18 protein-coding genes are annotated in these 24,049 nt (G+C 42.0%); 8 read left to right on the top strand and 10 right to left on the bottom strand.

The features are described 5' to 3' along the window. The first annotated feature begins 22 nt into the window (after positions 1–22). The 5 genes from WAA15_RS11890 (at position 23) to WAA15_RS11870 (ending at position 11,330) form a co-directional block, all read left to right on the top strand. Positions 23–1,570 carry a SusD/RagB family nutrient-binding outer membrane lipoprotein gene (locus WAA15_RS11890; RefSeq protein ID WP_337042976.1) on the top strand — a complete coding sequence of 516 codons (1,548 nt, stop codon included), beginning with the start codon at positions 23–25 and terminating at the stop codon, positions 1,568–1,570. A 305-nt stretch (positions 1,571–1,875) separates the two neighbouring features. Further along, positions 1,876–5,064 carry a SusC/RagA family TonB-linked outer membrane protein gene (locus WAA15_RS11885; RefSeq protein ID WP_337042975.1) on the top strand — a complete coding sequence of 1,063 codons (3,189 nt, stop codon included), beginning with the start codon at positions 1,876–1,878 and terminating at the stop codon, positions 5,062–5,064. Positions 5,065–5,109: 45 nt separating this feature from the next. Beyond that, positions 5,110–6,555: a SusD/RagB family nutrient-binding outer membrane lipoprotein gene (locus WAA15_RS11880; protein WP_337042974.1), complete on the top strand. Its 1,446-nt coding sequence runs from the start codon at positions 5,110–5,112 to the stop codon at positions 6,553–6,555. 332 nt (positions 6,556–6,887) lie between these two features. Beyond that, positions 6,888–9,908, top strand: a complete 3,021-nt coding sequence (locus WAA15_RS11875) for a SusC/RagA family TonB-linked outer membrane protein (RefSeq protein ID WP_337042973.1) — start codon at positions 6,888–6,890, stop codon at positions 9,906–9,908. A gap of 24 nt (positions 9,909–9,932) precedes the next feature. Then, positions 9,933–11,330 (top strand): RagB/SusD family nutrient uptake outer membrane protein, encoded by a 1,398-nt coding sequence (locus tag WAA15_RS11870; RefSeq protein WP_337042972.1) that lies wholly within the window; start codon positions 9,933–9,935, stop codon positions 11,328–11,330. A gap of 86 nt (positions 11,331–11,416) precedes the next feature. Here WAA15_RS11870 and WAA15_RS11865 read toward each other — a convergent pair whose 3' ends face one another. Beyond that, a complete protein-coding gene (locus WAA15_RS11865) occupies positions 11,417–11,689 on the bottom strand; it encodes a hypothetical protein (RefSeq protein ID WP_337042971.1) in 273 nt (90 codons plus the stop codon). Positions 11,690–11,832: 143 nt separating this feature from the next. Between WAA15_RS11865 and WAA15_RS11860 the strand changes: the two genes are divergently transcribed. Next, positions 11,833–12,486, top strand: a complete 654-nt coding sequence (locus WAA15_RS11860) for a hypothetical protein (RefSeq protein WP_337042970.1) — start codon at positions 11,833–11,835, stop codon at positions 12,484–12,486. 37 nt (positions 12,487–12,523) lie between these two features. Here the strand turns inward: WAA15_RS11860 and WAA15_RS11855 are convergent, their stop codons facing one another. Then, entirely contained in the window at positions 12,524–13,672 is a 1,149-nt protein-coding gene (locus WAA15_RS11855) for a cysteine desulfurase family protein (RefSeq protein ID WP_337042969.1), read from the bottom strand. 106 nt (positions 13,673–13,778) lie between these two features. Continuing rightward, on the bottom strand, positions 13,779–14,246 hold the full coding sequence (locus WAA15_RS11850) for an Lrp/AsnC family transcriptional regulator (RefSeq protein ID WP_337042968.1): 468 nt from the start codon (positions 14,244–14,246) through the stop codon (positions 13,779–13,781). A 145-nt stretch (positions 14,247–14,391) separates the two neighbouring features. On the opposite strand from WAA15_RS11850, the gene rocD reads away from it, so the two are divergent. Next, a complete protein-coding gene (rocD, locus tag WAA15_RS11845) occupies positions 14,392–15,630 on the top strand; it encodes an ornithine--oxo-acid transaminase (RefSeq protein WP_337042967.1) in 1,239 nt (412 codons plus the stop codon). A 66-nt stretch (positions 15,631–15,696) separates the two neighbouring features. On the opposite strand, the gene WAA15_RS11840 is transcribed toward rocD, so the two are convergent. From WAA15_RS11840 to WAA15_RS11810, 7 genes are all read right to left on the bottom strand, one after another. Continuing rightward, positions 15,697–16,704, bottom strand: coding sequence for an aldo/keto reductase (locus tag WAA15_RS11840; protein WP_337042966.1), 1,008 nt, complete (start codon positions 16,702–16,704; stop codon positions 15,697–15,699). Positions 16,705–16,917: 213 nt separating this feature from the next. Then, positions 16,918–17,817: a helix-turn-helix domain-containing protein gene (locus tag WAA15_RS11835; RefSeq protein ID WP_337042965.1), complete on the bottom strand. Its 900-nt coding sequence runs from the start codon at positions 17,815–17,817 to the stop codon at positions 16,918–16,920. Between the two features lie 52 nt (positions 17,818–17,869). Beyond that, positions 17,870–18,655, bottom strand: a complete 786-nt coding sequence (locus tag WAA15_RS11830; RefSeq protein ID WP_337042964.1) for a hypothetical protein — start codon at positions 18,653–18,655, stop codon at positions 17,870–17,872. A 139-nt stretch (positions 18,656–18,794) separates the two neighbouring features. Further along, positions 18,795–19,349: a hypothetical protein gene (locus WAA15_RS11825; protein WP_337042963.1), complete on the bottom strand. Its 555-nt coding sequence runs from the start codon at positions 19,347–19,349 to the stop codon at positions 18,795–18,797. 85 nt (positions 19,350–19,434) lie between these two features. Next, entirely contained in the window at positions 19,435–20,322 is an 888-nt protein-coding gene (locus WAA15_RS11820; protein WP_337042961.1) for an FKBP-type peptidyl-prolyl cis-trans isomerase, read from the bottom strand. 13 nt (positions 20,323–20,335) lie between these two features. Beyond that, entirely contained in the window at positions 20,336–21,178 is an 843-nt protein-coding gene (locus WAA15_RS11815) for an FKBP-type peptidyl-prolyl cis-trans isomerase (RefSeq protein ID WP_337042960.1), read from the bottom strand. Positions 21,179–21,232: 54 nt separating this feature from the next. Beyond that, positions 21,233–22,273 (bottom strand): DHH family phosphoesterase, encoded by a 1,041-nt coding sequence (locus WAA15_RS11810; protein WP_337042959.1) that lies wholly within the window; start codon positions 22,271–22,273, stop codon positions 21,233–21,235. A 234-nt stretch (positions 22,274–22,507) separates the two neighbouring features. Between WAA15_RS11810 and WAA15_RS11805 the strand changes: the two genes are divergently transcribed. After that, entirely contained in the window at positions 22,508–24,007 is a 1,500-nt protein-coding gene (locus WAA15_RS11805) for a glycoside hydrolase family 32 protein (protein ID WP_337042958.1), read from the top strand. Positions 24,008–24,049 lie beyond the last annotated feature (42 nt).

The following is a 24,049-nucleotide window of genomic DNA, read 5'->3' as shown; positions in this document are numbered from 1 at the left end:
TCAACATCATAATTGACTAAACATGAAATTAAAATCATTATTCATATCAGCACTGGTTGTTTTGGTTGGTAGTAGCTGTAAAGAATCTTTCTTTGACATCAACACAAACCCTAACTCCCTACCAACTGCCTCGCCAAACTACGTATTTACCAATGCCTTAAATACAACGGCGAACAACATTTCGGGTAATACCAACGCCCAGGGTTCAAACGAAATCGGTTTCTATTGGGCAGGCCAATGGACACAAGGAAACGGGTATATCATCAGCACTACTCAGTTTGCGTATAACTTCACCAACGGTGATTTTAACTACTGGGATAACTACTACGATAACCTTGAAGATTACGAATTCGTAATTCAGAATGCAGCAACAGCTAATCAGAAATTCCTGACAGGCCCCGCTAAAGTAATGAAAGCCATGCTTTATCAGCAATTGGTTGATATGTACGGTAACGTTCCTTATACTGATGCCCTTAAAGGAACAGCTTCATTGGCTCCGAAATTTGACGACCAGAAAGCAATTTACGAAAACCTGATTAAATTACTTGACGAAGCCATTACTGAGCTTAAAGCCAATAGTTTTGCAGGTGCATTTGTTGGGTCCGACATCATGTTCAAAGGTAACACTACCAAATGGGTACAATTTGCAAACTCATTAAAAATGAGAATCCTGATTCGTCAGTCTAAAATTGCAGGCAGAGATGCGTACATCAAACCAGAAATCAACAAAATCGTGAGCGAAGGTTCAGGTTTCTTAACAGGTGAAGAAGCAACCGTAGGTGGCCCTACTTTCTTCTTGGCTACTGCTGGTAAACTAAACCCTGTGTATGACCGCTGGGGATATGACGCCAACGGTGCTAAAAGAGCCTTGAACAACTACCCACGCCCTACGCAGTTCCTTATCAACAGCCTTAAAGCTGCTGGCGACACCCTTCGTATGAAGAGAATTGCCTACGCTAACGGTGGCGAAAACGGTAATGCACCGGGTACAAGTGTTCAAAAAGAAATCTCGGCTAACTACAACGGTACACCTTTCGGTGTGAGTTCAGGTTACTTGCCAGCTAACACGGTGTCACTTGGGCCAAGCCTTATCGTAAAAGGAGAATATAACAGACCTTATATCCTTATGACAGCTTCTGAAGTTCAGTTCTTACTGGCAGAAGCAAAACAAAGATACAGCGATGTAACCCTACCTAAAACAGCTAAAGAATACTTTGAAGAAGGTATCAAACAATCGTTCCGTGTATTAGGAGCGAACGTAGCTGGTGCCGAGGCTTACAAAGGTAGTGGTATTGCAAATTATGACTGGAACGCATCTACTGATAAACTTGCTGCTATTGCTATTCAGAAATGGATTGCCCTAACTAACTTCAATGGCTTAGAGTCATGGGCAGAGTACAGAAGAACAAACCTTCCGAACACTCCGCAAAGTATCCAGTTAGTAGGCGAAACCAAACGCCCGCTTCGTTTCTTCTATCCTAACACTGAGTCAGGCTCGAACGGAGACAACGTAAAAGCGCAAGGGACAATTGATGTATTTGCTACAAAAATATTCTGGGATGTAGACTAACACTCGCCCACCTCAAAAACTCCCGCAAAGGGGCCTATTCGTAGGCCCCTTTGTTGTTTTTTAGAAAAAAAATAATATTTTTTATTGCCATATTTCTATAAAAATAGCTTTTAGGCTTAAAATTATGTTTCCGCAGCTTGTCGAGAATTGGCTAAGGACAGTCGCTAAAAACGCAAGATTCATCGCAGCAGCAGAATTATTTTTTTATATGGGATGCCCACTTTTCAGAAAAAGCCTTTAACTTAGCATTAAAGTACAATTAAAATTGTACAGAAAAAACAAGTTAAAACAAACTAACGAACTGTATGAAGAGACTCCTACTCACCTGCTTTTTGCTGGTATGGGCAAGCTGCATCTTTGCCCAAGAAGTGAACGTAACTGGAAAAGTTACTGCTGATGACGGCTCCGTTTTACCCGGAGTAAGCGTTTTGGTAAAAGGTACTAACAAAGGTACACAAACCGACGCAGACGGTAATTACAAAATTGCTGCACCTAAAGGTGCTTCGCTCCTTTTTAGCTTTATCGGCTTTGAAACCCAGACAGTCGAAATCGGCAATATGTCGGTTGTGAACGTAACATTGAAAGGCGACGCCGCTCAATTAAACGAAGTAGTGGTAACGGCTTTGGGTATCTCCCGCGAAAAGAAATCACTTACTTATACCGCGCAAACCATCAACTCCGACAAACTGACCGTCTCGCGTGATGCCAACGTAGGTAATGCACTAGCAGGTAAAATTGCCGGTGTACACGTACTAGGCCAGTCGGGTGCTAAGTTTGGTTCGCCTAATATCCGTATCCGTGGGGTAAACTCACTTACCGGTGGCGACCCCCTCTATGTAGTTGACGGCACACCAGTAGGAAGTATCTCTGACGTAAACATGGATGACGTTGAGAACCTTACCGTACTGAAAGGGCCTTCTGCAACAGCCCTCTATGGTAACCGTGCTTCGGGTGGTGTAATCGTTATTACAACCAAACGTGCAAAAGCAGGCGAAACCACCTTTACCATCAACCATAGTACTACTATGGACCGCGTAGCCCTTCTACCTAAATACCAAAACGAATACGGTGGTGGTTACTCGCAAGACTGGGAAACATTCGAATACAATCCGGCTATTCACCCAGCTTCATGGGCATCATTCAACGGACAAAAATTACTTGACTACTCTGCTGACGAAAGCTGGGGCCCAAGACTCGACGGCTCAATGCACCGCTCGGCGTTCTCGTGGCAACCAGGCCCTGAATTCGGGCAGTTAACTCCTTTCGTGGCATCGCCTAATAACGTAAGAGACTTCTTCGAGAAACCTTTCAGCCACAACACTAACATTGCTTTCTCGAGAGGTGGCGATAACTTCCAGAGCCGTGTTTCATATACACACCTTGACAACAACGGTATCATCCCGAACAGTAAGCAACTCCGCGACTATATCAGTGCTAAAAACACTTTCAACCTCAACAAGAAGTTTTCAGCTACACTCGATATTACTTACTCGGCTACTCGTGCCAGAAACGTACCTGCCGACAACTACGGTTCTTCAGGTGGTACAACAGGCGGTACGGGGCTTCCAACAGGCCCTCCGGTAGCGGCTGTGGGTTATAACCAAACCATCGGTTCATTCAACCAGTGGTTCCAACGTCAGTTAAAAATTGAAGACTTAAGAAACTACAAAAACCCTGACGGTACTTTCAGAAGCTGGAACATCGGTGGCCCGCTAGACCCTAAACCAAAATACTGGGACAGCCCCTTCACCCAAATGTATGAAAATACAAACCTTAACAACAACGACCGTATTTATGGTAGTTTCGGTTTGAAATATCAGATTTTCGACTTCCTGACAGCTTCGGTAACGACTCGTCGTGACTGGAGAAACTACTACGGCGAAGGTAGAATTGCTACCGGAACCCTAAATGCCGGTGGCTTGGGTGCTTATGCAAACTATGCAACTACTGGTTACGAAAACAACCACGAAGCGTTGTTGTCGCTCGATAAAGCTTTTGGTAAATTATCAGTAGTAGCCAATGCCGGTGGTAACATCCGTTACTCTAAAACAACCGTATTGTCAGAAGCTACTGTGGGTGGGCTTACGTCTCCGGGCTTCTATAACATAGCCGCTTCAAAAGACCGCCCTGCGGTATCAAACAACCTCTTTGAACGACAAGTAAACAGCCTTTATGGTAGCGTAAGTTTAGGCTACGATAACATCTATTTCCTTGAAGGAACCGTTCGTAACGACTGGTCGTCTACGCTTCCGGTAGCACATAACTCATACATTTACCCATCAGTTGGTGGTAGCATAGTTATTTCAGAGTTACTACCAAAAAACAGTGTGTTATCGTTTGCTAAAATCAGAGCCAGCTACGCACAGGTAGGTACCGACGTTGACCCTTACCAGATTTACCAAACTTATTCTATTGGTAACCCGTTTGGTTCTAACCCTACGTTATATTTACCAACACGTTTACCAAATGCTGATTTGAAACCGGGTCTTTCGTCGGCATACGAAGGTGGTGTTGACCTGAAATTCCTCAACAACCGCATCAGTCTGGAGTTTACAGCCTATAAAAACCGTAATAAAAATCAAATCATTCCGTTGTCGGTTCCTGCAGCTAGCGGATACACCTCAACACTTATCAACGCTGGTTTGATTGAAACACAAGGTTTAGAGCTACACATTGGTGCTACACCAATTAAATCACCATCGGGCTTTACTTGGGACATGGACATCAACCTTGACCGCAACACCTCAAAAGTAGTAGAACTAGCCGCTGGCCTGAACAACTACCAGTTAGGTGGCCCAACCTGGAGAACCCTCACCGTAAATGCACGTGTAGGCGAACAATGGGGCTTGCTAGAAGGAAAAGGATACGTAACTAACGATAAAGGCGAAAGAGTAGTTGGCCCAGACGGACACTATCTGGTTCAGGATACCAAAAAACTAGGCTCTGTTCTCCCTCTGTTCAAAGGTGGTTTCTTAAACTCATTTACTTATAAAAACTTCTCACTACGTGTAAACATCGATTTCATCGTAGGTGGCAAGTTCTTCTCAACTACCCGTATGTTTAATGCTTACGCTGGTTTAGCTGCCGAAACAGCCGGCCTGAACGAACTAGGCAACCCAAAACGTGACCCCGTGTCGGCCGGTGGTGGTATCTTACTACCGGGCGTAACTGCCGATGGCAAACCAAATACCGTACGTGTTGAAACACAATCATTCTATGAAGATAAAATGTTTGCTTTCAACGAAGCTTGGATTTATAACCAGACTTACGTAAAACTAAGAGAGGTGTCGTTAGGTTACAATGTTCCTAAAACAATCCTGAGTGGTAAAGCCATTAAATCAGCTAAAGTTTCTTTCATCGTTCGTAACCCATTATTGCTATATAGTGCTGCTGGCGGTGGAATCGATATTTCAGAAGCAGAGCTTTACTGGACCGAAGGTGGCCAGTTACCTCCTGTACGCTCATTTGGTTTAAATCTTAATTTAGGATTCTAATTTTAGCTCATCAGCAGTTATCTGTGGATTAAAATATTATTGAACATGAAAAAAATAAAAACATATAAATCATTAGCAGTGGCACTTACTTTAGCACTTGCCACTACTTCTTGTGACCCCGGCGATTTCGGCAATATGAATATCAGCCCTAATAGCCCTTCGGCTCCTAATACAGCCGGATTCCTCTCGGGTGCTTTACGTAATATAGGAACCATGACAACCGAAATGGTTCCGGCCCTTTATACGCAGCAATTCGGAGACATTACTTATATCGAGGATTCTCGTTATAAAACCATTAACTTTAGTTTTAATAACTACTACGCAGGCCCTTTAGTGGCGTATCAGTCAATTATTGATTTAAACACAAACCCTGATACCAAAACTACTGCGGCAGCCAATGGCTCGAACAACAACCAGATAGCCGTTGCCCGTATAGCCAAGGCTTATACCTATATGTGGATGACCGACCGCTGGGGGGATATTCCTTACTCGCAAGCCCTCAAAGGCAAAGAAAACTTTAGCCCTGCTTATGATACCCAACAAGCCATTTATACCGACTTGTTCAAGGAACTAAAAGAAGCACAGGCACAGTTTGATGGAGGCGCAGCCGTAAAAGGTGATATCCTGCTAGGTGGTGATGCTACCCGCTGGAAAAAATTTGCCAACTCTTTACGCATGATAATGGCCCTTCGGATATCGAAAGTTGACCCCGCTAAAGGCAAAACCGAATTTGCCGCAGCTATGGCCGACGGCGTGTTAACCTCAAATGCCGACAACATTAAATATACGTATTTGTCAGAGGCTAACAACGAGCATCCGCTTTATAACAACTACATTACTACAAACCGTAAAGACTTTGCCGTAAGTAGTACGTTCATGAATTACCTGTCGAAAATAAACGACCCCCGTATTCCGGGTATGGCTGACCCTAACAACCTGCAAAAATATGTAGGTGTACCTTATGGGGTTTTCCCTCCAACCTGGAAAGCACAAGATGTATCGTTAGCAGCTAGCAGCATTCGCCAGCAAAACTCATCGGCTAATGTGCTAACCTATGCACAGATTTTATTCTCGAAAGCAGAAGCGGCTAAATTAGGTTGGATTTCAGACGACCCTAAGGCCTTATACGAAAGTGCCATTAAAGCCTCTATTCAGCAATGGATTGGAGCCTCTGCTACCGATGCCGTAGTAAACGCCTACTTACAACAACCTGACGTTAAATATAATGACGCCAAAGCCTTAGAACAAATTGCTACACAAAAATGGATAGCATTGTTTTACCAAGGCAACGAAGCATGGGCAGAATGGCGCCGCACGGGTTATCCGGTGTTAACTCCGGCCGCTAACCCTCTTAATCCTAGCGGGCAAATCCCTCGTCGGATGGCTTATCCGGTAACAGAGCAAACCCTTAATAAAGTCAATTACGACAAAGCACTAGCTACACAGGGCGCCGACACACAGGATACCCGCGTATGGTGGGATAAAAAATAACAAGCATAATTACCGAAACACATATATCGCAAAGAGGCAGCCTACTAGGTTGCCTTTTTTGTTTGCGCTTGGTTTTCTTTAGAAAAAATTAATATTTCCGTAGCCAAATATATCATCTAAAAAAAAGCCTAATTTAAAATTCACAAGTTCCTCATAATCAAGTATTTACATGACAAGTTTTTGATATTTTCTTTAAAATATTCAAACCCTCTCAATGGTTTTACTAAAAAAAACACTTGTATTATGAATTTTATCTACATTATTTTTGTAAGAAGATTGCAAAGTCTATCATTTTTTTTTAACCAATACAAACAAAAACCAAACAAACAATTATGAGGAAATCTTTTCTACCAAGCCTTTTTTTGGTATTGTTTTGGACTGTACAAGTGCTTGCACAAGACAAAACAGTCACTGGTAAGGTTACATCGGCCGACGACGGCTCTATCCTTCCGGGTGTAAGCGTTACTGTAAAAGGCTCAAGCAAGGGTACTACCACAAATGCAGAAGGTGTTTACAGCATCTCAGTACCAGGAAATGCCACTTTAACCTTCAGCTTCATTGGCTTCGTTACACAACAAGTCCAAGTAAGCAACCGTAGTTCTATCAACGTACAGTTAGCCTCTGACGCTCAGGAGTTAGCAGAAGCTATCGTAGTAGGTTACGGTACTACTTCTAACATCAAAAAAACAGGAGCCGTTGGTGTAGTTAACTCTGACAAAATCGAGAACACGCCATTTACTTCAGTCGACAAAGCCCTTCAAGGCCGTGTAGCTGGTTTACAATCGGCTGGTGGTTCAGGCCAACCGGGTTCGGTGCAAAACATCAGAATCCGTGGTATTGGCTCAATGACTGCCGGTTCGGACCCACTTTATGTAGTTGACGGTATTCCGATTAACTCTGGTGACCTAACCAGAAACACAACAACAGCCAATGCTTTGGCGGGTATTAACCCTAACGACATCGAAAGCGTTACAGTATTGAAAGATGCCGCTTCGGCTTCAATCTATGGTTCACGTGCAGCTAACGGGGTTATCCTGATTAACACTAAAAAAGGTAAAGCCGGAAAAACCAAAATCCGTTTTGACACTGAAATTGGTGCTTCTGACATTGCTTACCTAAGCGACGCTAACCGCCCTCTAACTACTGCAGAATGGCGCGACCTAACAGCAGAAGGTTTAGTAAACTCAAAAACTGCGGCCGACAAAACAGCAGCTTTAGCTTTAGTAGACGCTAACTTCAGAACCAACAACGGTGTAAACACCAACTGGTTAGACGAAGTTACACGTGTTGGCCAACAACAACAATACAACCTTTCGGCAAGTGGTGGTAACGAAAAAACCCAATTCTACTTCTCGGGTGGTTACTTCAAACAAGAAGGTACTGTAATTCAGTCACTTTTCAATCGTTATACAGGAAACCTTAACCTGACTAACAAGATTACCGATAAATTGACTTTAAAAGCCAATTTAATGGTTTCTTCAACTGGTCAGAAAGGCCCTGGTACTGGTGGTTTATTTGCTAACCCAGTATTAACAGCGTATTTCTTGTTACCTTCGTATTCTCCAAGAAACGCCGACGGTACACCAAATATCACTGGCCCTGACTTCCCTGCTGGTGCGCTTTTCAATCCGATCTCAATTGCAGAAATGGACAAAAGAAAAACCACAGGTGTAAAAGGTATCACAACTGTAGCTCTTGAGTATCAGTTATTGAAAGACCTTAAAATATCTTCTAAAATCGGTATCGATTATAATAACTACGAAGAAGACGTTTACAACAACCCATTCGTAGGTGACGGTAGAAATGACAACGGTCGTTCGTCAAGATTATACACCCGTTATTTCAACTGGGTATGGACAAACCTTGCAGATTATACATGGGACATCACTAAAAACGATGACTACGTACTGAACGTAATTGCTGGTTACGAAGCACAAAAATCACAAACGTATTTCTCGAATGCAGTAGCTTATGGTTTACCTGCTAACCTGAACATCATTGTTCCTTCGGCTGGTTCGGTATATAACTCAGCAGTTGGTTCAAACAGCGACTACTCGTTTGCTTCAGCTTTAGCAATGGGTAACTTCTCGGTTAAAAACAAATACGTGTTGTCAGGTAGCTTCCGTAGAGATGGTTCTTCAAGATTCGGTAGCAACAACAGATACGGTAACTTCTGGTCAGTAGGTGGTGCTTGGAATATCCACAAAGAAAGCTTCATGGCTGACCTTACTTGGATTGACCAATTGAAACTACGCGCCTCTTATGGTGTGAATGGTAACGCCGCTATCGGTGACTACGACTGGCAACCAACTTATGCTTATGGCTCAGCCTATAACTATCAGGGAGCAACAGGTAGTGGCCCTAACGCAGTAGGTAACATTAACCTTACTTGGGAAGAAAACCGTCCGTTGGACATAGGTTTTGATGCAACTTTATTGAAAAAACGCTTGAACGTTACCGTTGAGTGGTACAAAAGAAAAACTACTAACTTATTGTTAGATGAGCCTCTTTCAAGAACCACAGGTTTCACCAGCTTCAAAAACAATATTGGTTCATTACAAAACCAAGGTATCGAAATCGCCCTTTCAGGTACTCCTTTAATTCTTGGAGATTTCAGTTGGGAAGCCAGCTTCAATGTTTCATTGAACAGAAACAAAATTTTGTCTCTTGTAAACAATGCTGACCAAGTTTCGGGTGCGTTTATCAGAAGAGTAGGCGAAGACTACCAATCATTCTACGTGAGAGATTGGGCAGGTGTTGACCCAGCTAATGGTAGCCCACTTTGGTACGTTGACCAAACTCGTACTGAAAAAACAAGCGTTTATAACAATGCTAAACAATTCATCGTTGGTTCTGCTACACCAAAAGCATTCGGTAGCTTAGGTTCTACTTTCTCGTACAAAGGTCTTAGCTTAGACTTCTTGTTCTACTATAACTTTGGTAACTTAGTACGTGATAGCTGGGCTAACTACACACAAAGTGACGGATACAACGCAACATTCAACAGAGTTGCCGTTCAGTTACAAAGATGGCAAAAACCAGGCGACGTAACCAACGTTCCTAAATATGTATATGGTGGAGCCAGTGCTTCAAACTCGTTATCGAGCAGATATTTATATGGTGGAGACTATATCCGTTTAAGAGATATTACTTTCGGCTATACACTTCCATCTTCGTTAATATCGAAAATCAAGTTGAGCAATGTTAAAGTATATGTGAGAGGTAGCAATATCTGGACATGGGTTAAAGACAAAAACTTGCCTTATGACCCTGAGACATATATCAACAGTTCAACAAACTTAGATATTTATCTTCCTAAAACGTTCACAGGTGGTTTACAAGTTGCGTTTTAATAAAAAATTTCTAAAAAAAATATCATGAAAAGATTCAATCATAAAGTACTGGTTTTAGGAGTTCTTATTACAAGTTTCCTTTCTTCTTGTAAAGAATCATTCTTAGAACTTGCTCCATATACACAGGTTCCGAACGAAGCTGCCGTTGCAACTGAGGCCGACCTACTAGTGGCCTTAAGAGGAACTTACGCACAATTGAGAAGTGCTAACTTATTTGGTCGTACAATTCCGGTTATCGGAGACCTCGGTGCCGACAACGTGTTTCTTTCTTCAAGAAACTCAGGAAGATACTTCGCGTTTGACCAATACGTAATTACAACAGCAAACGCCGATTACGAAGGCTTCTGGAATAACGCCTATACAGCTATTCTGAGAGCTAACAACGTAATTAACGCCAAACTGGCCGATAACGCTAACGTAAACCAGATTAAAGGTGAAGCTTATGCAATAAGAGGCTTATTGTATTTTAACCTTGTTCGTAGCTTTGCCAAATCAGGCGACCCAGCGGCTGAAGGTGTTCCGATTGTATTATCTTACGACCCAACACTTAAACCAAAACGTAATACAGTTCAGGAAGTATATACACAAATTGCGGCTGACCTCGACAAAGCCTATACTTCAATGACTACTTACGCTGGTTCTGCCAGATTGTCAAAATATGCAGCGCGTGCTTTAGCAGCTAAAGTAGCCTTGTATCAGGGAGACTACGCTAAAGCCTTAACTTATGCAACTGACGTTATCAATAACAGTGGTTTTTCATTACTAACTTCTGACAAAGTGTTGTCATACTGGGCTACTCCAGCATCAAACGCTGAAACAGTTAAAAGTGAAACATTGTTCGAGGTTTCGGCTGATGCTACCCTTAACGTTGGTACTGACGAGCTAGGTTATATCTACAACCAAGCTGGTTACGGTGACCTCCTTGCAAACGAAGAGTTATACAAACTATACGCCGATACTGACGTTAGAAAAAAACTAATCGTTGTTGGTTCAAGAGCGCAAGCTGAAAACCCTGCTTACATCGTAAACAAATACCAAAACGTAAGTGGCGACAGAGACGACAAAAAAGTGATTCGTATCTCAGAAGTGTACCTAATTGCTGCCGAAGCTTCGGCTCGTACAAACAATGAGGCCGATGCTTTAAAATACCTGAACGCATTAGTAAAACAAAGAGATGCCTCTTTAACTTATGCTTCAACAGGTGCGGCTTTAATAGAAGATATCATTCTTGAGCGCAGAAAAGAGCTAGCTTTTGAAGGCGACAGATACTTTGATTTGAACCGTCTGAAAAGAGACGTCGTTCGTGTAGGTGGTAAATATTCTGTAAGAAATATTCCTTTCACCAGCAATTTCAGAATCGGGCCAATTCCTCAGACTGAAAGAAACGCGAATCCAAATATCTCTCAAAACCCAGGATATTAATTCCTGAGAATTGATAAAACAAAAACCGGCCTGATTACTCAGGTCGGTTTTTATTTTGCTTGGTTGTTTACCAATAACGTTCAATCTCATCCGGTAATACGGATTACCATTAACCCCACAACAATGGCAAACAAACAAGATGCCCCCATCATAATTAGTCTTCTTTTAATGCTCTTAAAATAAGGCAACCGCAATAAAGCATTATTGAAATATACAGTACCCACAACCATAGTAACAACCAGCATAACATTTGCCGGAATATACCTGTAAACATCATACTTTGTTCCGAAAAGAAAATTGTTCGAGAAAACAACCACCATTACCACAAAGAAACTCCAGTTAATTATTTTATCTTTCATATATTAATGGCTTAGCATACATAAAAGAACACAAAAATTACGTTTTATCCTAAAATTATTCATTACCTTACAAGGCAAAAATATCAGTTTTTGGCTACCATATTTAAAACTTTTTGGATTACATTTGTCAAAATTTTATCTCTATGAAAAAAGCTTTTTTATACCTTTCCCTCTTTTTTGCGTGCCTTACAACTCAGGCCCAGTACATGCAGGATGTAAACGGCAAACCGCTGTTATCGGCTAAATACGTTGACGTTGTTGGTAGCCCCTACTTATTTGAAACATGGAACAAAGGTGATGTAGTTCTTAGCGACGGAACTACCTACAAAGAACTTGACCTTAAATACAATCAGGTAGATGGCATCGTGTTTTTTAAAGGCAAAAACGGCGAAGACCTCGGCTTTACGCTACCCGTGAAATCGTTCAAGCTATACCCGAATAACGCCCTGATGAGCTTTGTGCTGGCCCCTGAAATAAAAGATGGTTCAAGCGACCCTTACTTTGAACTTTTAAGCGATGGCAAAAAAGTTAAATTCCTGAAAAAAGTCAGCAAGGCTGTCAGAGAATCAAAATCTTATGGTTCGGCAAGTGCAACCAAGATATTTGCCGAAAACCTCAATTATTACCTACTGAAAGCCGACGGAACCCCTCTGAAAGTAAAGAAAGATAAAAAAGGAATTTTAGGAGCCTTAAGCGACAAATCGGCTGAATTGGAGCAATACATTAAAGATAACAAAACCAACTTCAAGGAAGATGCCTCAGTAGCGGCACTGGTTGATTATTACAACACCTTATAAAACAAAAAGGGCTTCCGTCGAAGCCCTTTTTTATTGTTTATGCCAGCACTTTTTTGGCGTAGATTTCGGTAAGAACATCAATTACTTTATCAATTTCTTCTTCGGTGTTATATTTACCGAACGAGAAACGAACATTTCCTCTATCAGGAGCCACATTTAAAGCCCCCAACACGTGCGAGCCAACATCCGTACCACTCGAGCAGGCACTGCCCCCTGAGCAGGAAATCTGAGCTATATCAAGGTTAAACAAAAGCATATCGTTGTCGTCGCCGGGCGGGAAACTCACATTCAATACAGTATAAAGGCTGTTTTCCATATTAGCCGAGTCGCCGTTAAACAAAACCCCCGGAATATTCGCCTTTAGTTTTTCTATCATTTTGCTTTTAAGCCCCTTAATATGCTTCTGGTGTACTTCCATGTCACGATACGCAATTTCAAGAGCTTTGGCCATTCCTACAATACCATACACATTTTCGGTGCCTCCGCGCATATTGCGTTCCTGCGAGCCACCGTGTATAAACGGATGTATTTTATTTTCGGCATTGATATACAGAAACCCCACGCCCTTAGGGCCATGAAATTTATGTGCAGCCCCAACCAGAAAATCCACTTTTAAATCCTGCAAATCGTGCGTATAATGCCCCATTGTCTGCACCGTATCCGAATGGAAAACAGCATTATACTGTTTGCATATTTCGCTTACACGTTTTAAGTCGAGCAGGTTACCAATTTCATTATTACCGTGCATTAACGACACCAGCGAACGTGGTTTTGTACGCAGAAGCTCTTCCAGATGCGTCAGGTTTACATACCCTTTTTCATCAAGCTTTACATAGCTTAGCTCAATAATACCCTGTTTAGCCAGATGCTCCAACGTATGCAGCACCGCATGATGCTCGGTTGGCGAGGTAATGGCATGTGTTAACTGATAAGTATCAATACTACAAGTAATGGCTGTATTGTCGGCCTCGGTTCCGCCAGAAGTAAAGAAAATCTCTGAGGGCGATGCTTTCAGCAAACCTGCAATGGTCTTGCGCGATTTTTCGATGGCCGAACGCACCTGCCGCCCGTGGGCATGAATCGACGAAGGATTCCCGAAGTTTTCGGTCATTAAAGGCAACATAGCCTGAAGAACTTCGTCGTCCAGACGTGTCGTAGCGGCGTTATCAAGATATATACGAGGCATTTTTTATTTGGTTTTTGCAAAATTAATGATTGTTTTTTTATTGTACAACCCACAAAACAACTAGAGTAAGCAAATTTTATTTGGCAAAAACCACCTACTAGCCTGTTCAGAGTTCTACACTTACATTCCGCTTGAAAGCCGCACCAAAATCAATCATCGATTCGGTTTTCAATACCCCGTCAATGTTATCGATTTTATCATACAGAACCTTGCGCATGTGTTCGCTCGATTTAGCCACAATTCGGGCATAAAGCGTATATTCACCCGTAATGTAGTAGCACTCCGTTACCTCAGGAATTTTCCTGAGTTCTTCAATAATCAGTTTCGAGTCTGAGTCTTCTTTCAGAATAATTCCGGTAAAGGCACTCCATTCATAACCTAACTTACGTTCGTCAAGAATAATTCCGGCTCCTTTCAGAATCCCCGCCTTTTTCATACGCGCCACACGTTGGTGCACCATCGTATTAGAAATATTAAGTGTTTTGGCTATTTCTGAATACGGTTTCCGGCCATCTTTTTCAAGCTGAATCAGAATTTGCCTGTCAAATTCATCTAAAAATTCGCTACTTGGCATAAGTCAAAATATATTTAAATAACTTATTTCAAAATAATATTCGCTTAAAGCAACAATAATAAAGTAAATATAACTTATTTATTGACATTCATAAGTCATTTTAACACTTTTGTAACATCGGAATAAAATAAAACCAAAGAAAATTATGCTAGTAGCTACTCACTTGAGCGAACAACTAATGGAATTAGAAGAACGCTATGGAGCCCACAATTATCATCCACTATCGGTTGTTCTTGACCGTGGCAAAGGTGTATATGTTTGGGATGTAGAGGGCAAACGTTATTATGATTTCCTTTCGGCCTATTCTGCCGTTAATCAGGGGCATTGCCACCCACGCATTATTAATGCTTTAATTGAGCAGTCTCAGAAACTAACACTTACTTCGCGCGCATTCTACAATTCAATGCTTGGGTATTTTGAAGAATACATTACCCAATATTTTGGTTATGACAGAGTTCTACCCATGAATACAGGCGTAGAAGCCGTAGAAACAGCCATGAAACTGTGCCGCAAATGGGGGTATCAGGTAAAGGGGATTCCTGAAAACAAAGCCAAAATTATTTTTGCCGGAGGCAATTTTCATGGCCGCACGCTCTCGGTTATTTCTGCCTCTACCGACCCAACGGCCCGCCAAGACTTTGGCCCTTACATGACAGGCATTGAAGTAGTACCTTATAACAACATTGAAGCACTCGAAGAAGCACTCATTAACGACCCCTACGTGGCTGGTTTTATTGTAGAGCCTATTCAGGGCGAAGCAGGCGTAGTTGTACCTGACGATAATTACCTGCCAGAGGCTTACAGGCTATGCAAAGCCAGTAATGTGCTTTTTATTGCCGACGAAATCCAGACGGGTATTGCCCGCACCGGTAAAATGCTGGCAACCGACCACTACGGTATCCGGCCCGATATGATTATTCTGGGCAAAGCCCTTTCGGGCGGTGTGCTGCCCGTATCGGCCGTATTAGCCGACAACGAAATCATGCTCACCCTTAAACCCGGCGAACATGGTTCTACTTACGGCGGTAACCCATTGGCCTGCGCCGTAGCAATGGAAGCCCTAAAGGTAGTGAAAGATGAAAATCTGGCTCAGAATGCCGAACAACTAGGCTACATTTTCCGTCGGGAAATGCAGAAGCTCGTCGATAACACTTCCATCGTAACACAAGTACGTGGCAAAGGCTTGTTAAATGCTCTTATTATTAATACCGACGAAGATTCAGACCTTGCGTGGGACATCTGCCAGCAAATGAAAGAAAACGGCTTATTAGCCAAGCCAACACATGGCAACAAAATTCGTCTAGCCCCGCCTTTGGTTATTACCGAAACCCAATTATGGGATTGTATCGACATCATTACAGATACTATCCAAAGTTTCAGTTAAACAATATTACATTTCATATAAGCCAAAAGCCTTTGCTCATCAATAAAGCAAAGGCTTTTGGCTTTATTAACGGCCTGTCATACGGGCTATATGTTCAGGATATCTGGCCCCCACCACTTCAATTTGTGCAAGAGCGGTGTCAATTTCGTAAAGTTCTTCTTTGGTAAGCCCGATATTTACAGCCCCATTGTTTTCTGCCAGACGGCTCAGTTTTGTGGTACCCGGAATGGGCACAATCCAGCTTTTTTGCGCCAGCAACCAAGCCAACGCAATCTGCGCCGGAGTAGCCTCTCTTGCGCTGGCAATTTTATTCAATAAATTAATCAAAGCCTGATTGGCTTTAAGAGCTTCTGGTGTAAACCGAGGGAGTATCTTTCTGAAATCGTTCCCTTCAAAGGTGGTGTTTTCGTTCATCTGCCCAGTCAGGAAGCCTTTTCCAAGTGGACTAAACGGCACAAGCCCAATTCCTAATTCTTCAAGGGTGGGTATAATAACCTTTTCGGGTTCTCGGGTCCATAACGAATACTCACTTTGCAGGGCCGTAACAGGCTGCACAGCATGAGCCTTACGAATGGTTTCTGCACCAGCTTCTGACAAACCAAAATGCTTCACTTTTCCTTCCTGAATCAGGTCTTTTACTGCACCGGCTACCTCCTCAATAGGCACTTCGGGGTCAACTCTATGCTGATATAATAAATCTATCGACTCTATATTTAGCCTTTTGAGTGAGGCTTCAGCCACTGCTTTAATATGCTGTGGCCTGCTATCAAGCCCACCCCACCTTGTTTCTCCGGCTACGGTAGGCTTAAATCCGAATTTGGTTGCAATAACCAGCCGCACACCCGCATCTCTTTTAAAGGGCGTAAGGGCTTCGCCTACCAATTCTTCATTAATAAAAGGTCCGTATACTTCTGCGGTGTCAAAAAAGGTTACGCCCTGTTCTACGGCAGCACGTATCACCCGAATCATTTCTTTCTTATCTCCTACTGAGCCATAACCAAAACTCATGCCCATACACCCTAACCCAAGTGCCGACACCTCAAGGCCGCTGTTTCCAAGTTTGCGCTTTTGCATTTTTGCTATATTTTTTAATTGAAAATAAGTTAAAATAAAAAATTATTTGCTAGTATTTTTTTAAACACAAAGCAACGTAGCGCATAACAATCTACCGAGTTACACCGTTTGCAATATTCAACTTCTTATTTCTACGTGCATAACTCCGGCATACCTTATGGTAAAATATTGTTAAGTAAATAGTTCTTCCTACTTAAAATAAATGAATGTAAATCAGGCATTTCTGAATTTAACCGGACTTTGCTGTACATATTTTTTAAAGAAATTATTAAAATGTGTCACTTCCGAAAAACCCAAGGCATAGGCAATTTCGGCTACATTCCATTGGCTATATTTTAGCAGAATTTTTGCTTCCTGTAATATCCGCTCAGCAATAATCTGCGAAGTTGTTTTCTGAGTTACTTCTTTTACTGCCCTGTTCAGATGATTCACATGAATATTAAGTTGCTCCGCAAATTCAGAAGCTGCTCGTAACTGTACATGGGGGTGGGTATCATCAATAGGAAACTGGCGTTCGAGTAATTCAAGAAACAGCGTAGAAATACGTTGAGAGGCATTGATGGGCTGCTTGTCAAACTTTGATGATAACTGCATTTTCATGGCGAAATGCAGTAATTCAAACACAATATTTCGAAGCACGTCATATTTATGAATATAGTCCGAGTTGATTTCCTGAAACATTCTATCGAAAATTTCATTAACTTTCTCTACCTGCTCATCCGAAAGCTCAAATATATGCGTACCACTGGGCTGAAAAACCTCATACTGATTCAGCCTACCAAACTGGTGAAAGAAATGCTGGTTAAAGATACAAAACGCGCCGCTACGTATCTGTTCGGTATGCTCCCATTTGTAAGGTATCTGAGGATTAGAAAAACTCAATGCCTGTTTCTGCACTTCAATCACTTTATCGGCATAATATACTCTGCTCTTGCCCACTACAAGCATTATTTTGAAGTAATCCCGTCGTTTGTACGGAACAGGTTTGGCTTTATCACCCACGAAGGGTTCAAGCCTGAACACATTAAAATGCCCCATTTCATTACGGATGTTTTCGGGCATCCAGTCGAATTTTCTTTGATAAAGCTCTTCAATGGTTTCAATCTTTTCCATAGTAATAAAACATTTTATAGGAACAGGCTTCTACTAAAATAGGCATATCTGCTCATTTTCCGATATAGTTTCTTCCAAAAGAATAATTCAGGCTAATATTCCAGACAAAAGCTTTGCCTGTATTAATATGGGTTCGGATACTCTTACTGACAATTGATGCAACCGAAAGCGGGAAATTCTGCCTGCCTAACGTAAGGTTTGAGTTAACATACAAACCATCTTTCTGGTCCATTTTTAAATAATAAACCTGAGGCATAAATTTTAAAAATAACTGCTTAGGTAATTTAATATTAGCTAAACTAGTTCTTACAGCCAGAAAATGAGTATTACGTGTGGCATCGGCTTCAAGCCCACGTGAATACAGGTAATAAAAACCAATACTGATTTTTTTGGTAAGTATATAAGTGGGCAATACCTCAACAGCCACAAATCTTTGCGCCTGTACTATAGGTCTGCTATTGTTATCTACAATTACCATTTTCTCCTTAAAAGCAATGGCAGGATGCACCCCAACATTTAACAGGAACCTACGCATTTGTACGGCCTGATAACGCCACCAGAAAAGGAATGTCCAGGGTTTGCCTTCCATAGAAAAACGCAATTGTGGCTCAAAACTAAGTTTCTTTTGGGCCAGTACCAGATCGAAAATAGCGGCTGGCTTACCCAACGAGAAAGAGGGTAACAATGAAATACCGTTGTTAGTAACACTCACAGCACCGCTAAAACGACCGATGCTCTGAGTACTGTCTGAGTTTTTGGAAAAAACCTGACCCGAAAAATGGAATGTCGAAATAAATAGCAGGAAGACCTTAAGATTTCCTGAGCGGAAAAAAACCATCTGTTTTATTGTGTAGTAAGTTTCTGCTGCAAAATTACTTTCTCCAGACAGGGCTTACTAAACAAAAATCAAAGCATAACTTACGATTTTCAAACAATTGTTTCAGAATACAAAAGTAATCGGTATGATAAGAACCCTTTCAATACTCCCAGCTTTTGGGGAGTTTCATTTCACGGGCATAGTAAGCAGGCGCATAAGAATGCACCCTTTCGAGTAGTTTGTTTACCTCCCGTTCAAATTCTATGTAATAGTCTTCGTGGAGCTTCGGCAGTTTTTTCAGCACAAACTCGGTACGTTTGGCAACATACAAAGCCAGCGTATCCGACTTGCTATTATATTTTTCAAGCAATTTAAACTGGTTTTCAAAGAAAGTATTAAGTAAGTAAAGTGTTAATTCCACTTCGCCGTATTTATCTTTGGTTACTTTTACGTGGGTGGTAATCTGAGCATTCAGGTTGCGCATATCCTGCATCATCCAGCCGGGTGTATCATGATACATTTTCGATACCGACAAAATACTTTTTTTCACGGCTGCCCGTCTTTCTTCCAGAAAAGATTCGTCTTCCAGTAGCTGATACTGTAATTGCTGCACCAGTAAATCGTTCTTACCGATTAAACGGAGCAACATTTTATCTTTTTCTTTGGCAGGCAACCCCTGAATAGCTTTTTCAAGCTCTTTAGTAATTTTTGGCATAAGGCATCAACGTATTTTCCCATTAAACTATAAAGCCCCTGAAAAAATTCAGAGGCTTTACAAAAAAACTTATCAAGAGTAGCTATTATATAGCACTTTTAACTTCTACAACGAAAATCAGCGGCGAATAGGGCGGTATAATATACGCGCCGGTTTGTTGGTTTTGTGAACCTTTGGCGGCGTATCCGAGCGACGACGGGAACACCAACACAGCTTTTTCGCCTACTCTTAGGCGTAACAAGCCTTCTTCAAAGCCTTTTACTACCGTGCCACCTCCCAGATATACATCAATCTGACCTGTATCGAACTGTTTGATATTGCTTGCCAGATACCCCGTATATTTCACCGTGGCTGTTTGGCCAGATTTAAGCAAATCACCTGTTTTTTCAATCATTTTGAGTACGTTTACCCCAGAGGCTGTTTTCTCGGTCGAAACAAACGTTGTGTTTGTACCCGTAGCAATATATTCTGCCATTTGCTCTTCTTCAGAGCGGTACTTCACTATTTCCAAATCAAGGGCAATAACCGATTTACCCGGAATTTTACCTTGTGTTTGGCTACCATAAGCCAGATAAGAAGGAAGCAGGAAGAAACCTCTTTCGCCTTCTCTCAACAGAAAAATGGCATCAAGTACGCCTTGTAGTCCGATAGTTCCTCCATAAATACCTGTAAATGGCGCGTTTTTCAAGCGTTCTGTACTGTCTATTTTGGTTCCATCCAATAATGAAATCGTATAATGTATTTTTACTTCATCGCCAATACCTACGCTATCGCCAGAAGGATTGGTTTTTGTGATTTTGTAATACATTCCATTATTTGCCTTTGTCATCTGAAGACCCTTCGCGGCAATATAATTTACCATTTCTTGGTCGTTCTGCTTAATGGTTTGTTCAGCATCATTTTCCAGAAAACCACCACAGGCACCTAATAACACAGCGCAACATACAACTAATACAAGTATAACCTTTTTCATTACTTAATAATTATTATTTAACATCTATAATTTCCATTTCAAAAATTAATGGAGAAAACGGCTCAATTACACCGCCTGCGCCACTCTCGCCATAAGCTAAATTAGATGGAATAAAGAAAATACATTTTTCGCCCTTTTTCATGGTCTGTAAGGCTTGCTCCCAACCCGGAATTACCTGCCCTTGTCCGACAGTAAGTTCGATTGGTTGTTTTCCTACCGACGAGTCGAAAACCCTTCCATTCATTAATTTACCTGTATATTCTACTTTGACGGAATTTCCGGGTGCAATGGTTGCACCGGCTCCTTCTTTCACAACGACACGATAGATACCATATTGTGTTTTAGTGGCATTAGGGAAATTTTTCTTTGCATACTCTTCCATAATTTTCACTTCGTTGTTTTTCTTGGCTTCTTGTTCTTTCTGGTAGTCTTCAACCGATTGAACCGATCTGATTTTTACGATGAATCTGATTTCAGAGCCTTTTGTTACCCCCGGAGGCATCGGTTGTTGTTCACGTAGAAACAATGAGTCAGAGCTAACAAAAACCGTTGCGCTGTCGCCTTCTGTCAAGTGTAAAAGGGCGTTCTCGAACGAGCCTTTAAATACGCCTTTTGGTAAGGCAAACTTAATTGGCTCGCCTCTTTTATAGGTATTTGTAAATACTGTATCGTTCGGAGCCTTAATTACCAAGTCGAAGGTTACTAAATCTCCTACCTTTGGTTTTTTACCACTACCTGCTTGGTGTATCTGGTATTTTGAGCCATCGTTTTCTTCTTTTACTTTGAACTCCCCGCAAGAGAAAAGTAAGCCCCCTGTGATTACAAGGCCCAGAGTTGATTTCAAAAATTTTGTCATGAAATTGTATTAAATTATAATTTGTTACTAAATAAAAATACTTTATAAAAACCGTTACTCTCCGCTCAGCAATTCGGCCTGATATTCGGGCAGAAGGTTCAGAAAAGCCTCAACGGTTTTAGCCAGCCCCACATAAGAACGCCCTCCGGCTGCATTTTTATGCCCACCTCCGTTAAAATGTTTTCTGGCGAAATCGCTCACCGAAAAATCCTTCACCGACCTGAACGAAATCCGCACCATGTCGTCTCGTTCTACAAACATGGCGGTCATGGTTACGCCTTTAATCGAAAGCCCATAGTTTACAATGCCTTCGGTATCCCCATTTTTGGAGCCGAATCTGGCAAGTTCTTCTTTCGATATAGCCATGTAAGAAATTCGGTATTCGGGCAGGTATGTTAATTTCTGGCTCAATACAAAGCCCAGAAACTGCATTCTTTCCAGTGGGTTATTATCAAAAATTTTTCGGTGGATACTATTGGTTACCACCCCTATCGCTATCAGTTCGCCAGCCACCCGATGCACGTCTTTGGTAGTGCTATCGAACCTGAACGAACCCGTATCCGTCACCAACCCTGCATAAAGGCATTCGGCAGCCGGAACATCAATCAGGGCTTTATCTCCCAATATTTCAATCAACAAAAAAATCAGCTCGCAAGTAGCCGCCGCCTTTTCGTTCCAGAACACAAAATCAGCGAAGTTTTCGGGTTGCTGGTGGTGGTCAACCAGTACTTTTCGGGCAGAGGCGTTTCTTATATATTCTTCCATACCTTTGATACGGTTCAGGGCCGAAAAATCAAGGCAGAAAATCATCTCAGCTTCGGCAATCAGCCTTTTGGCTGTTTCCTGTTTCTCGCTTTCAAAATTTATCACCTGCTCCTCGCCCGACATCCATTGTAAAAACTCAGGATAATCGGTAGGCGTAATAACCGTTACAGCATGATTTTTCTTGGTTAAATAAGCAGCTAACCCCAGCGACGACCCCAGTGCGTCGGCATCGGGATTCTGATGAGTAGTGATAACAATTTTCTTGGGCGAGGCCAGTAAATCCTTAAATTCTCGTAACTTCTGTACGGAATCTGTAAAAAACTCTTGCATAATGGGGCAAAGGTACAAAGGAAACACGGGAAAACAAACATACCTGAAATGGAATGAAAACACCGCCCGAATGCCTCCTGAAACCAATCTGAGCCTTTTTTAGAAAGAATATACAAATAAATATTTCTGAATTTTCAATAAAAAATGAAATTATGATAAATTATTTATCGCAGAATCTTCTTGGTTTAGGAATTTATTTTATGTTTGTAGGTATATTCCCTTAATTCATAACCTATGAGACCTATTATTCTACTCTTGCTTTCGCTCATAGTCGGTGTGGCGTATGCCCAGCAAACCCCTACCGAACAATGGCGGCCCGCTTTTCATTTTTCGCCTGCCCAAAACTGGACAAACGACCCCAACGGACTTGTTTTTCTGGATGGCGAATGGCACATATTTTATCAGCACAATCCGTTTGAAAACAAATGGGGCCACATGAGTTGGGGCCATGCCGTGAGCAAAGATTTGGTTAAATGGGAACACCTGCCCGTGGCTATCCCTGAAGATTCGGTCTGGATTTTCTCAGGAAGCGTTGTGGTCGATAAAAACAACACCAGCGGCTTTGGCGCAAACAGCATGATAGCCATTTATACGGCCGACTACCACGGCAAAAAAGAAAATCAGCATCTGGCGTATTCAACCGACAAGGGCCGCACTTGGACAAAATACAAGAAGAATCCGCTAATTGCCGCGCCTCTCCCTGACGGCAAGGTTATGAAAGACTTCCGTGACCCAAACGTATTCTGGCACGAACCCAGCAAACAATGGATAATGACACTTGCCCTACCAACCGAGTTTAAAATACACATTTATGGCTCAAAAAATCTACTGAACTGGAATTTCCTGAGCGAATTTGGCAAGCAGGGCGATATTACCAAAATATGGGAATGCCCCGCCCTGATTGAGCTTCCGGTAGAAGGCAAAGCCACCAGCCAATGGGTTTTGTTTATATCGGCTAGTAATCCACATCCTGATTTCGTCGGGATGCAGTATTTCGTAGGAAACTTCGATGGCAAAACCTTTACCAATACCAACAAGCCCGATACAAAACTGTATGTCGATTATGGCAAGGATTTTTATGCGGCTATTCCGTTTAACAACACGCCAAGAAAACTCCTATTAGGCTGGATGGCAAGCTGGCAATATACCGATGCCCTGCCGACTTTCCCGTGGAAAGGCCAGATGAGTATCCCGCGTGAAATAAGCCTGAAAGCAATGCCCGAAGGTATAAGGCTTGTACAAAAACCTGCCGACGAAATCCTGAAAGCCAAAAACTGGCGTGGTATTGTACAAATGGAAGAAATGGGTATTGAAGAAGATAACGGCATGATGTGGCACAACCAGAGTAGTGCTTATATGATTGATGTAGAATTTGAACTGTCAGGAGCCAGCGAAGTTGGCGTAAAAGTATTTCGTAACCAAAGCACTAATCAGGAAACCCTCATAGGATACCAGCGAGACACCGAACAACTCTATGTAAACCGCATTAATTCGGGTAAAATTATTTCGGCCAACTTCCCTTCTATGGATGCCATCCCGATGAAAACAGCCCGAGGAACGGTCAGGATGCAGATATTTGTCGATAAATCATCGGTTGAAGTCTTTGGCAACGACGGCGAAGCCACTATTACCAGCCTTGTTTTTCCGGAAGGAGGCAAATCAGACTGGCAGTTATTCAGCCGCAATGGCAGAGCTAAAGTAACCAAGCTCAAAGTATGGGAGTGGCAAGAGTAAGCTCTACCTACGGCTCAGGTATTTTTGTTTTACTGGCAACGC

It is taken from the genome of Emticicia sp. 17c (assembly GCF_037153985.1).
GTDB lineage: Bacteria > Bacteroidota > Bacteroidia > Cytophagales > Spirosomataceae > Emticicia.
This window is presented reverse-complemented; position numbering and strand designations above follow the sequence as displayed.